Source organism: Escherichia sp. SCLE84, from assembly GCF_012584495.1.
GTDB lineage: Bacteria > Pseudomonadota > Gammaproteobacteria > Enterobacterales > Enterobacteriaceae > ECMA0423.
In genome coordinates, this window is the sequence record NZ_CP051430.1 from 2,402,815 (window position 1) to 2,415,206 (window position 12,392).

Sequence of the window (12,392 nt, forward strand, 5' to 3'; positions counted from 1 at the left end):
CGTAATCCGCAGTGCGGTTAATTGAAATGGAAAAAGTATGAAGAACTGGAAAACGCTGCTTCTCGGTATCGCCATGATCGCGAATACCAGTTTCGCTGCCCCCCAGGTAGTCGATAAAGTCGCAGCCGTCGTCAATAACGGCGTCGTGCTGGAAAGCGACGTTGATGGATTAATGCAGTCGGTAAAACTGAACGCTGCTCAGGCAAGGCAGCAACTTCCTGATGACGCGACGCTGCGCCACCAAATCATGGAACGTTTGATCATGGATCAAATCATCCTGCAGATGGGGCAGAAAATGGGAGTGAAAATCTCCGATGAGCAGCTGGATCAGGCGATTGCTAACATCGCGAAACAGAACAACATGACGCTGGATCAGATGCGCAGCCGTCTGGCTTACGATGGACTGAACTACAACACCTATCGTAACCAGATCCGCAAAGAGATGATTATCTCTGAAGTGCGTAACAACGAGGTGCGTCGTCGCATCACCATCCTGCCGCAGGAAGTCGAATCCCTGGCGCAGCAGGTGGGTAACCAAAACGACGCCAGCACTGAGCTGAACCTGAGCCACATCCTGATCCCGCTGCCGGAAAACCCGACCTCTGATCAGGTGAACGAAGCGGAAAGCCAGGCGCGCGCCATTGTCGATCAGGCGCGTAACGGCGCTGATTTCGGTAAGCTGGCGATTGCTCATTCTGCCGACCAGCAGGCGCTGAACGGCGGCCAGATGGGCTGGGGCCGTATTCAGGAGTTGCCCGGGATCTTCGCCCAGGCATTAAGCACCGCGAAGAAAGGCGACATTGTTGGCCCGATTCGTTCCGGCGTTGGCTTCCATATTCTGAAAGTTAACGACCTGCGCGGCGAAAGCAAAAATATCTCGGTGACCGAAGTTCATGCTCGCCATATTCTGCTGAAACCGTCGCCGATCATGACTGACGAACAGGCCCGTGTGAAACTGGAACAGATTGCTGCTGATATCAAGAGTGGTAAAACGACTTTTGCTGCCGCAGCGAAAGAGTTCTCTCAGGATCCAGGCTCTGCTAACCAGGGCGGTGATCTCGGCTGGGCTACACCAGATATTTTCGATCCGGCCTTCCGTGACGCCCTGACTCGCCTGAACAAAGGTCAAATGAGTGCACCGGTTCACTCTTCATTCGGCTGGCATTTAATCGAACTGCTGGATACCCGTAATGTCGATAAAACCGACGCTGCGCAGAAAGATCGTGCATACCGCATGCTGATGAACCGTAAGTTCTCGGAAGAAGCAGCAAGCTGGATGCAGGAACAACGTGCCAGCGCCTACGTTAAAATCCTGAGCAACTAATGGTTAAAACCCAACGTGTTGTGATCACTCCCGGCGAGCCCGCCGGGATTGGCCCGGACTTAGTTGTCCAGCTTGCACAGCGTGAGTGGCCGGTCGAACTGGTTGTTTGTGCCGATGCCACTCTCCTTACCGACCGGGCAGCGATGCTCGGTTTGCCGCTCACCCTCCGCCCTTATTCCCCCAACTCCCCTGCACAACCGCAAACTACGGGCACATTAACGCTACTTCCTGTCGCGCTACGTGAATCTGTCACTGCGGGGCAGTTAGCGATTGAAAATGGACATTACGTGGTGGAGACGCTGGCGCGAGCGTGTGATGGCTGTCTGAACGGTGAATTTGCTGCGCTGATCACAGGCCCCGTGCATAAAGGCGTCATTAACGACGCAGGCATTCCGTTTACCGGTCATACCGAGTTTTTCGAAGAGCGTTCGCAGGCGAAAAAAGTGGTGATGATGCTGGCGACCGAAGAACTTCGCGTGGCGCTGGCAACGACGCATTTACCGCTGCGCGATATCGCAGATGCTATCACCCCTGCACTTTTGCACGAAGTGATTGCTATTTTGCATCACGATTTGCGTACAAAATTTGGTATTGCCGAACCGCGCATTCTGGTCTGCGGGCTGAATCCGCACGCGGGCGAAGGCGGTCATATGGGTACGGAAGAGATAGACACCATTATTCCGGTGCTCGACGAGCTGCGGGCGCAGGGAATGAAACTCAACGGGCCGCTGCCTGCCGATACCCTGTTTCAGCCGAAATATCTCGATAACGCCGACGCCGTGCTGGCGATGTACCACGATCAGGGTCTTCCCGTGCTAAAATACCAGGGCTTCGGGCGCGGTGTGAACATTACGCTGGGCCTGCCCTTTATTCGCACATCAGTGGACCACGGCACCGCGCTTGAACTGGCGGGACGTGGCGAAGCCGATGTCGGCAGTTTTATTACGGCGCTTAATCTCGCCATCAAAATGATTGTTAACACCCAATGAATAATCGAGTCCACCAGGGCCACTTAGCCCGTAAACGCTTCGGGCAAAACTTTCTCAACGATCAGTTCGTGATCGACAGCATTGTTTCTGCCATTAACCCGCAAAAGGGCCAGGCAATGGTCGAAATCGGCCCCGGTCTGGCGGCATTGACCGAGCCGGTCGGCGAACGTCTGGACCAGCTGACGGTCATCGAACTTGACCGCGATCTGGCGGCACGTCTGCAAACGCATCCATTCTTAGGCCCGAAACTGACGATTTATCAGCAGGATGCGATGACCTTTAACTTTGGCGAACTGGCCGAGAAAATGGGTCAGCCGCTGCGTGTTTTCGGCAACCTGCCTTATAACATCTCCACGCCGTTGATGTTCCATCTGTTTAGCTATACTGATGCCATTGCCGACATGCACTTTATGTTGCAAAAAGAGGTGGTGAATCGTCTGGTTGCAGGACCGAACAGCAAAGCGTATGGTCGATTAAGCGTCATGGCGCAATACTATTGCAACGTGATCCCGGTACTGGAAGTTCCGCCGTCAGCCTTTACACCACCACCCAAAGTGGATTCCGCCGTCGTGCGCCTGGTTCCTCATGCAACGATGCCTCACCCGGTTAAAGATGTTCGTGTGTTGAGCCGCATCACCACCGAAGCCTTTAACCAGCGTCGTAAAACCATTCGTAACAGCCTCGGCAACCTGTTTAGCGTCGAGGTGTTAACGGGAATGGGGATCGACCCGGCGATGCGAGCGGAAAATATCTCTGTCGCGCAATATTGCCAGATGGCGAACTATCTGGCGGAGAACGCGCCTTTGCAGGAGAGTTAACGATGATCAATTCGCCCCGAGTGTGTATTCAGGTTCAAAGCGTCTACATTGAGGCACAATCTTCACCTGATAATGAACGTTACGTTTTTGCTTATACCGTAACCATACGCAATCTGGGGCGAGCGCCAGTGCAGTTGTTGGGGCGTTACTGGCTGATCACCAATGGCAATGGCCGTGAAACCGAAGTCCAGGGCGAAGGAGTGGTTGGCGTCCAGCCACTTATCGCGCCTGGCGAAGAGTACCAGTACACCAGCGGTGCAATCATTGAAACCCCGCTGGGCACCATGCAGGGTCACTACGAAATGATCGATGAAAATGGCGTCCCTTTCAGCATCGACATTCCCGTATTCCGACTCGCCGTTCCCACACTCATTCATTAAAAGAATATGGCGACATACCTTATTGGCGACGTTCATGGTTGTTACGATGAACTGATCGCATTGCTGCATAAAGTAGAATTTACCCCTGGGAAAGATACCCTCTGGCTGACGGGTGATCTGGTCGCGCGCGGGCCGGGTTCGCTGGATGTTCTGCGCTATGTGAAATCCTTAGGCGACAGCGTACGTCTGGTGCTGGGCAATCACGATCTGCATCTGCTGGCGGTATTTGCCGGGATCAGCCGCAATAAACCGAAAGATCGCCTGACACCGCTGCTGGAAGCGCCGGATGCCGACGAGCTGCTTAACTGGCTGCGTCGCCAGCCTTTGCTGCAAATCGACGAAGAGAAAAAGTTGGTGATGGCCCACGCAGGGATCACGCCGCAGTGGGATCTACAGACCGCCAAAGAGTGCGCGCGCGATGTAGAAGCGGTGCTATCGAGTGACTCCTATCCCTTCTTTCTCGACGCTATGTACGGCGATATGCCAAATAACTGGTCACCGGAATTGCGGGGGCTGGGAAGACTGCGTTTTATCACCAACGCCTTTACCCGTATGCGTTTTTGCTTTCCAAACGGTCAACTGGATATGTACAGCAAAGAATCGCCGGAAGAAGCCCCTGCCCCACTGAAACCGTGGTTTGCGATTCCTGGCCCTGTCGCTGAAGAATACAGCATCGCCTTTGGTCACTGGGCATCGCTGGAAGGCAAAGGTACGCCGGAAGGTATTTACGCGCTGGATACCGGCTGCTGCTGGGGTGGGTCATTAACCTGCCTGCGCTGGGAAGATAAGCAGTATTTTGTCCAGCCGTCGAACCGGCATAAGGATTTGGGCGAAGCGGCGGCGTCTTAAACACAGCCTGATATAGGAAGGCCGGATAAGACGCGACCGGCGTCGCATCCGGCACTAGCCGTAAATTCTATACAAAATTACCGCCGCTCCAGAATCTCAAAGCAATAGCTGTGAGAGTTCTGCGCATCGGCGTCGTGGAATTCGCTGAATACCGATTCCCAGTCATCCGGCTCGTAATCCGGGAAATGGGTGTCGCCTTCCACTTCTGCGTCGATATGCGTCAGATACAGTTTTTGCGCTTTTGGCAGGAACTGCTCATAAACGCGACCGCCGCCAATCACCATGATTTCTGGTACGTCACCACACGCCGCGATGGCTTCATCCACCGACTTCACCCACGTTACGCGATCGTCCGTACCCGGTTGACTGCTGAGGATAATATTTTTGCGTCCTGGCAACGGACGACCGATTGATTCCCAGGTATGGCGGCCCATAATCACGGGTTTATTTAAGGTGTTGCGTTTAAACCAGGCGAGATCGGCAGGCAGGTTCCACGGCATGGCGTTTTCCATGCCGATAACGCGATCTACCGCTAACGCCGCAATCAGACTGATCATTGAGATTTCCCGATAAAAAAAATTGTCGCCACTATACGTAAAGCGTAAACCGTCGTCGACTGGTGCGAGGATGATGTTGAGGAAAATTTTATATTCTGCTGGCGAGTCCACGCTCTCTCCCTGGACTCGCCGCATTACAATGAAACAAAAACAAACAGTTAGCTGTAAAGTGTGATTTACGTCACTCTTTATTAGGATGAGGGTTTCGTTTCCGGTTCATCCGCCATGTTGCCGGTATGTTTACCTTCTTCGGTTCCCTGCCAGCCATGTCGTTGAATTAATGACAGATGTTCGCGGTCCTCGGTAATGATCTCACTTAACATCGCGCTGGTGCGTTTATAGACCGCCGCGCGGGCTTTGGTATCATTCTCAACCATTGCCATCTCTTCCACCATCTGAATATTAAAGCGGCGGAACACATCGGCACGTTCTCGCGCTTCATACGGCCCCAGACCTAAACTTTCCAGTGCCAGACGCCCGGTTTTCAGCGCACCTTCGAAGGTTTCACGCTCCGGCTTTTCAACGCCTGCCTGACGCAAACGAATGTAGTGGTCGACATCGCGGGCGCGGGCAATAATCTGCAAATGCGGGAAATGTTCTTTCACCATCTCTGTCAGTTGCAGGTTGGTTTGCGGATCGTCGATGGCGTTAATCAGCACTTCCGCTTTCGCCGCTCCGGCAGATTCCAGTAAATCCATCCGCGTGGCATCGCCATAAAACACTTTCATACCAAATTTACGCAAGGTTTCGATATGGTCCGGATCGTGATCGAGTACCACCATTTTCACCCCGCTGGAGAGCAGTAAACGTCCGGTAATCTGCCCAAAACGACCGAATCCGGCGATAATCACGCGCGGCTGTTCTTCGTCGATCTCATCGGCTTCACGCGCTTCCTCAGTAGAAGATTGCTCAAGGCGATTGAGGATCACCAGCAGAATCGGCGTTGCTGCCATCGACAGCGCCACCGCCAGGGTCAGCGATTTCGCCCACTCCGGCTCCAGCACATTCGCCATCTGCGCCGCGCCAAATACCACAAAGGCAAACTCACTGCCCTGCCCTAACAACACCGCAAACCAACGACGCTGTTTATTTGGCACTTGCAACGGTCGGGCAATCAGCCACAGCATGGCGATTTTGATGATGAGGAAACCGAGCAGCAAAATGACAATGCGCAATGGGTTTTCAAGCAGCGTGCCAAAGTCTATCGACATGCCAACACCGATGAAAAACAGCCCCAACAGCAAACCTTTAAATGGTTCGATATCGCTCTCCAGCGCATGACGGTATTCCGAGCTTGCCAGCAGTACGCCCGCCAGAAACGCGCCCATCGCCATCGACAAGCCGACCTCTTCCAGCAGCAAACCAAAGCCAAACACGAGGAATAACGCCACGGCACTAAACACTTCCCGCAAGCCAGAGCGGGCTACAAAACGCAGCGCCGGACGCGTGACATAGCGCCCCAGCAATACCACCAGCACCAGCGCACCCGCCACTTTTAACGCCGAGAGAGCAAATGCGCCCATCGTCGTCGAGGCACTGCTCGTTGCCAGTAGCGGAATCATCGCCACCAGCGGGATCGCCGCGATATCCTGGAACAGCAGCACCGCAAAGGCACTGCGACCCATTTGCGTCACCATCAGATTGCGTTCATTCATCGCCTGCATGGCAATCGCCGTAGAGGAGAGCGCCAGCGTCATGCCGATCAATTCCGCGACCTGCCAGCGCAGCCCAAGTAACATGCAGAACAGCCCCAGCAGGCCGCCGCAAATCACCATCTGCAATGCGCCACCGCCGAACACTGCCGCACGCAGCTTCCACAGCCTTTGTGGATCGAGTTCGAGGCCGATAATAAACAGCATCAGCACCACGCCAATCTCGGCAAAGTGCAGAATAGATTCGGCATCGGTCACCAGTCGCAGCCCCCACGGGCCAATAATGCAGCCGGCGATCAGGTAGCCAAGTACCGATCCCAGACCAAGACGTACCGCAATGGGTACAATCAGCGCTGCCGAACCGAGATAAATCAGCGCCTGAATCAGCGTATGGCTATCCATGATGGGCCTCCTGCCATTCCAGCAGACGTTGCTTATAGTGACGCGCCTGCCCTTCGAGGGTTTCGTCGTCACAAATAAAGGTGCAGTGCATGGCAAACGGTGGCAGCCAGTTCAGCCCGCAGTAGATTGCCGTCGCCTGTAGCGGCTGCGACAGCACATCAAAGCCCGGATGCGCACCAATTTCAAAATGGCTTTCCCCGCCGCCGGTCGTCACCGCCCACAGCAAATGTTTGCCATGCAGCGCCGTGCCGCCGTGACCGTAAGCCCAGCCGTGCGAGAAAACTTTATCGATCCAAAGTTTGAGGAGCGGTGGAATGCTGTACCACTGCATCGGGTGCTGCCAGACGATCAGATCGGCGCGAGACAGCGCCTCCTGCTCAGCGGCAATATCGATATTGAAGTCAGGATAGAGTTGATAAAGAGAGCGAATTTCGACGCCTTCCAGCGTCCTTGCCTGTTCAAGCATCCGTTTATTCGCATGGGAATGATGCGGATACGGATGCGCATAAATTATAAGAATCATAGGTAGCCCGCGTGATTACGCCTTTGTTTTCCCACAAAGTGTAGTCATATATTCACGCGGCTTATAGTCAATAATATTGATTCAGAAAAGAGAGAAATCTGAACAATTTACCCCATTCTCTGCCCGCGGATCGTCATATTGCTGGTTTGCGCCAGTGACATCCCTCGAGTCTCCGGGGCAAACGCTACGGAAATCAACAAGCCAAACAGCGAGATACCCGCCCCCATTAGCATCGTGTTACTGATACCGTAATTATTGATAAAGATCGGCAGTGCCCAGGTCGAAACAATGGTGCCAATACGGCTTAAGGACATAATCACGCCCACGGCAGAGGCGCGGATATCTGTCGGGAAGAGTTCATTAGGATAGAGCCACTGCAAATTACCCGGCCCGCCAGAGAAAAAGGCATACACCGCAAAGGCCATCACTACCAGCCAGATCCCCATATCCGGGATCAGCCCCAAAACCGCCAGCGCCAGCGTCATCATGGCAAAGCTGCCAATCAACAATGGACGCCGTCCGGCAGTGTTTAACCACAGCATCGGCGGAATACAGCCGAGCATAAAGAACAGGCTAATCACCACGTTCCCCAGCGCCGCGTTTTTGCCAACACCCAATCCCAACAAACCAACGATTTGCGGGCCAAAGGTGTAAATGGCGAACATTGGGATCACCTGGCAGGTCCAGATGGCGGCAACAAACAGAACAAAAGGAAAATGGCGGCGATTAAACAGATCGCGAAAACGGGTTTGCTGCGGTTGCTCTTCATCGAAAGCCACCGGTTCGCCAAACAGTTTTATCATCATCTCTTCGCACTCTTTTACTCGCCCTTTGCGTAATAACCAGCGGGGAGATTCAGGCAGTTCGAATCGACCAATCAAAATCAACAAACAGGGGATCGCCGCGCTACCCAGCATCCAGCGCCAGCCGCCTTCCACATCATAAAGCCAGTAGCCGACCAGATCGGCGCAGGTCGCGCCGACATACCACATGGCGGCGATAAAGCTGATGGAAAACGCCCGCTGACGGGTACTGGAGAACTCGGTGATCATTGAGGTGGCGATGGGATAATCTGCACCGATGACAATGCCGATAAGTACCCGCATCACCAACAGTTCGACGGGGGATGAAACAAACATCGTCGCCACCGATATCACGCCGATGGCGATGATATCAATGAGGAACATTTTGCGCCGTCCGACTTTATCGGAAATATAGCCAAACAGCGATGTGCCAACGAACAGCCCGGCGAGCGTTCCCGCGCCCAACAAGCCAATCCAGTCAGCGTCCAGTTTTAGCGCCGGAGTCAGTTGCTCCAGCGCCACGCCAATCATTACCAGTACATAACCATCCAGAAACGGACCACCGCTTCCCCACAGCAAAATGCGGCGGTGAATTGAGGAGAATTTGAGATCGTCAAAGTTTCTGGACGGTTGCATGGGTTATTCCTGTTTTTTTGCAATGAGAGTCAGTACGGCGTTACGTATCAAACCAACATCAGCCGTAACGGAACTCCACACCAAAGGTGCCGCGCGGGTATTCCCACTGTTCCAGCGCCGACCCCAGCCCCAGAATGCGACAGGTGCCGCACTCCAGACATCCGGCGTAATCGAAGCGCACACTGCCGTCATCCTGCTTCTTGTACAGACCTGCGGGGCACGCTTTCACCAGCAGCTCCAGGGCCTGTTTATCGGCATCGGCCTTCACAACAATGTGCGGATGCTCTTCATCGACATTGAATTTATTGACGCCCAGTTTGACGTCCACATTGACGGGAGAAGTCATAAAACGGTCACTCCTTTCATGCCATCCTTGATCAGATTGATGAAGCCCACTTTCTTGCCGTGGCGGAGGATTTTCTTGCGCATCAGTTCCGGCGCACTGCCGTCAATGGTGAACAGGTCACGCGCCACGCCCACCGCCAGTTCCGGGTAGCCGCTAAACATGCGTGGGTTATCAAGGAAGGCCGGTAGTTTCTGGTACATACGCATATCGCGCAGCGGGCCACTCTCAAGATGCTGACGATATTCCGCCAGTTTTTGCTTACTGAAATCGTCGCTTTTCATCGCTGAAAGCACGGTTTTTGCTGCGGCTTCCCCGGCGGCAATCGCCAGATCCATACCGCGAATGGTAAAACCGAGGTTCATACACATTCCGGCGGCATCACCGGCAATCAATACGCCGTCACCAACCAACTCCGGCAGCATGTTGATGCCTGCTTCCGGCACTACGTGAGCGGAATATTCCACCAGCTTGCCACCCGCGATCAGCGGTGCAACGGCCGGATGTTGTTTGAAATCTTCCAGCATTTGCGGCACCGATTTTTTTGCGTCATGCAGATGATGCAGACCACAAACCAGCCCCAGCGACAGGGTATTTTCATTGGTATAAAGGAAGCCGCCGCCCATCAGGCCATCGGTGGGTGATCCCGCAAACAGACAAGCCGCGCCCTGATTACCCTGCAACTGAAAACGGTCTTCGATTACCGACTTCGGTAACTCGATCAGTTCCTTCACGCCAACCGCCACATCCGTCGGTTTAACGCGTTTTGCCATCCCCAGCTTTTCGGCAAGGATGGAGTTCACTCCATCAGCAAGGATCACCGTTTTCGCTTCAATCACATCGCCATCGGCTTCTACACCGACGACTTTGCCATCGCGCTGTACGAGGTTATCGACGCGGATCCCGGTAATTAACTGCGCGCCCGCTTCTTCGGCCTGCTCCATCAGCCAGGCATCAAATTTACTGCGCAAAACGGAGTAAGAACGCTGGGATGGCGAGGTTTCGTCACCATTGCAGTAGTCCATAGTCATCGCTGACTTTTCCGTCATAAACGCGAGTTTTTCATGGGTGATCAGGCGTTCTACGGGGGCGGAGTCGGCGAAACCAGGAATAATGTGTTCCAGGCTGTGGGCATAGAGACGCCCGCCGGTGACGTTCTTGGCACCTGCGGAATTGCCACGCTCGATAACTAACACTTGCGCCCCTTCGCGGGCGAGCACCAGTGCGGCAACCGAACCGGCAAGCCCAGCACCGACGATGATGGCGTCAAAGATATCTTCGGACATAAGAGCTCCCTGTCAGCGGCAGGGCCAAAATGCAGCCCTGCCAGAGTGGATCAACGCGCTAAAGCTGCGGTCAGCGCCGGAAGGATCTTCACGGCGTCACCAACAATGCCGTAATCCGCGTACTGGAAGATCGGCGCATTTTTATCTTTATTGATGGCGAAAATGGTTTGCGATGCATTAGCACCAACCATGTGCTGGATCTGCCCGGAGATCCCCACCGCCAGGTACAGTTCAGGTTTCAGCATCAGGTTGGAGATACCGACATAGCGTTCGTGCTCCATCCATTTTTCGTTTTCCGCCACCGGACGAGAACAGGCCAACTCCGCACCTATCGCCTTGCAAAGCTGTTCTGCCAGCGCAATGTTCTCTTTGCTGCCAATACCGCGACCGACGCTGACCACCAGACGGGCTTTGTCGAGATCGACGCTGTTGCTCTGGCGCGCCTGGGTTGCCGTGCGGGTAATCGCCACAGCCGGAGCCTGCCACTCCACGGTGTGCGTTTCGCCAGTGCGTGACGCGTCTGGCTGAGCCGCATCGAACGTGCCGCTGCTGATGGTCAGTACCGCATACGGCGTGGCAATGCGTTCTTCGCCAATCGCCAGACCACCGTAAACCATGTGTTTCACTGTCGCTTTACCGTCCTGTACGCTGACGGTGCTGGCATCGTTAGACACCGCCGCTTTAAGGCGATAACCCAGTTTTGCCGCCAGTAATTTGCCGCGACGGGTGTTTGGCAGCAGCACCAGGCCGTCTGCGCCGTGCTGGCGAATAGTGTCAGCCATGACACCGGCGTAATCTTCGATCATCCGATCGTCCGGTTTGCCGTTTAATTTCCAGACATGATTAGCGCCGAGCTGGATTGCCTGTACGCCGTCGGCATCATTGAGGACAAAGGTGTTGATTTGATTAGCTAAAGCCTGCGCACCGCTCATCAGTTCCGGCAGACGAGAAGGGGTATCGCTGAATACCCAGACTTGAGAAAACGTGTTCATAGCATCCCCTGTAATTAAATGACTTTGCGAAGATTTTCAGCAAATGCGGCGATCTGTTCTTCGCCGTCGCCTTCAATCACGATGCGCTGACGTTCGCGCTGTTTCGGCGCGGCAACCTGTTGTTCTGACCAGGCTGCCTCTGCGTTAAAACCAATATCCGCCGCCGACCATACCTGGACGGGCTTTTTCGCCGCGCCGAGAATGGCTTTCATCGAAGGAATTTGTGGGGAGTTGATATCAGTGGAAACAGCAACAACCGCAGGCAGCGGAATGCTTAAGGTTTCGGTTTCATCTTCCAGTTCGCGCTCAACGGTGAGGGTATCTGCAGTCAGGGAGATAATTTTGCTGACGCCGTTAACTGCCGGAATATTGAGGATTTCGCCCACCAGCAGACCAACCTGCTGGGCATAAAGGTCGGAAGAACCATCGCCACAGAGGATCAAATCAAAGCCTGCTTTCTGGGCGGCTGCAGCCAGTGCGCTCGCCGTTTGTTGCGGCAGTGCCTGCTCGAACTGGTCATCAATCACCACAATCAGTTCATCCGGGCCGCGCGATAGCACATCTTTACGCCCTTTGGCGTTGGTCAGGGCTTTACCGCCCACACTTAAGGCCGTCACCTGCGCCTCTGCTGCCTGTTGCTTTAGCTGGCAAGCCGCTTCAATAGCGTTCAGATCGTATTGGCTTATTTTGGCATCGGCTTTGCTGAAGTCTAATGAACCATCAGCATTATTGACCGCAATATCCTGTTCATCAGGCACGCACTTATAGCAAGTAATAATCTTCATTGCATCTCCAGAAATCATGAAGGAAACGTCGTTCATATCGGTGGTGTTAATTA

At 54.1% G+C, this 12,392-nt stretch carries 13 protein-coding genes; 5 read left to right on the forward strand and 8 right to left on the reverse strand.

Features of this window, described 5'->3' with window-relative positions; genetic code table 11:
• The first annotated feature begins 37 nt into the window (after positions 1–37).
• The 5 genes from surA to apaH are packed head-to-tail and all read left to right on the forward strand — an operon-like array spanning position 38 to position 4,360.
• Complete coding sequence (gene surA, locus HGD79_RS11790) at positions 38–1,324, forward strand: peptidylprolyl isomerase SurA (protein WP_000800457.1); 1,287 nt, start codon at positions 38–40, stop codon at positions 1,322–1,324.
• Positions 1,324–2,313, forward strand: coding sequence for a 4-hydroxythreonine-4-phosphate dehydrogenase PdxA (pdxA, locus tag HGD79_RS11795; RefSeq protein WP_000241259.1), 990 nt, complete (start codon positions 1,324–1,326; stop codon positions 2,311–2,313). The genes surA and pdxA overlap by 1 nt, the downstream gene beginning before the upstream one ends.
• Positions 2,310–3,131, forward strand: coding sequence for a 16S rRNA (adenine(1518)-N(6)/adenine(1519)-N(6))-dimethyltransferase RsmA (rsmA, locus tag HGD79_RS11800; RefSeq protein WP_001065381.1), 822 nt, complete (start codon positions 2,310–2,312; stop codon positions 3,129–3,131). Before pdxA ends, rsmA begins: the two co-directional genes overlap by 4 nt.
• A 2-nt stretch (positions 3,132–3,133) precedes the next feature.
• Positions 3,134–3,511 carry a Co2+/Mg2+ efflux protein ApaG gene (gene apaG, locus HGD79_RS11805; RefSeq protein ID WP_000610901.1) on the forward strand — a complete coding sequence of 126 codons (378 nt, stop codon included), beginning with the start codon at positions 3,134–3,136 and terminating at the stop codon, positions 3,509–3,511.
• Between the two features lie 6 nt (positions 3,512–3,517).
• Positions 3,518–4,360: a bis(5'-nucleosyl)-tetraphosphatase (symmetrical) ApaH gene (gene apaH, locus HGD79_RS11810; RefSeq protein WP_000257186.1), complete on the forward strand. Its 843-nt coding sequence runs from the start codon at positions 3,518–3,520 to the stop codon at positions 4,358–4,360.
• Positions 4,361–4,437: 77 nt separating this feature from the next.
• Here the strand turns inward: apaH and folA are convergent, their stop codons facing one another.
• The 8 genes from folA to HGD79_RS11850 all read right to left on the reverse strand — a co-directional run bounded on the left by folA (position 4,438) and on the right by HGD79_RS11850 (position 12,339).
• Positions 4,438–4,917 (reverse strand): type 3 dihydrofolate reductase, encoded by a 480-nt coding sequence (folA, locus tag HGD79_RS11815; protein ID WP_000624375.1) that lies wholly within the window; start codon positions 4,915–4,917, stop codon positions 4,438–4,440.
• Between the two features lie 191 nt (positions 4,918–5,108).
• Entirely contained in the window at positions 5,109–6,971 is a 1,863-nt protein-coding gene (gene kefC, locus HGD79_RS11820) for a glutathione-regulated potassium-efflux system protein KefC (protein ID WP_000377129.1), read from the reverse strand.
• Complete coding sequence (gene kefF, locus HGD79_RS11825; protein ID WP_000600725.1) at positions 6,964–7,494, reverse strand: glutathione-regulated potassium-efflux system oxidoreductase KefF; 531 nt, start codon at positions 7,492–7,494, stop codon at positions 6,964–6,966. The genes kefC and kefF overlap by 8 nt, the downstream gene beginning before the upstream one ends.
• A gap of 107 nt (positions 7,495–7,601) precedes the next feature.
• On the reverse strand, positions 7,602–8,933 hold the full coding sequence (locus HGD79_RS11830; protein WP_001183198.1) for an MFS transporter: 1,332 nt from the start codon (positions 8,931–8,933) through the stop codon (positions 7,602–7,604).
• A gap of 58 nt (positions 8,934–8,991) precedes the next feature.
• Complete coding sequence (fixX, locus tag HGD79_RS11835; protein WP_000203741.1) at positions 8,992–9,279, reverse strand: ferredoxin-like protein FixX; 288 nt, start codon at positions 9,277–9,279, stop codon at positions 8,992–8,994.
• Complete coding sequence (locus tag HGD79_RS11840) at positions 9,276–10,562, reverse strand: FAD-dependent oxidoreductase (RefSeq protein WP_001287715.1); 1,287 nt, start codon at positions 10,560–10,562, stop codon at positions 9,276–9,278. Before HGD79_RS11840 ends, fixX begins: the two co-directional genes overlap by 4 nt.
• A 50-nt stretch (positions 10,563–10,612) precedes the next feature.
• Positions 10,613–11,554: an electron transfer flavoprotein subunit alpha/FixB family protein gene (locus HGD79_RS11845; RefSeq protein WP_168848402.1), complete on the reverse strand. Its 942-nt coding sequence runs from the start codon at positions 11,552–11,554 to the stop codon at positions 10,613–10,615.
• A gap of 14 nt (positions 11,555–11,568) precedes the next feature.
• On the reverse strand, positions 11,569–12,339 hold the full coding sequence (locus HGD79_RS11850) for an electron transfer flavoprotein FixA (protein ID WP_000692204.1): 771 nt from the start codon (positions 12,337–12,339) through the stop codon (positions 11,569–11,571).
• Positions 12,340–12,392: the final 53 nt, after the last annotated feature.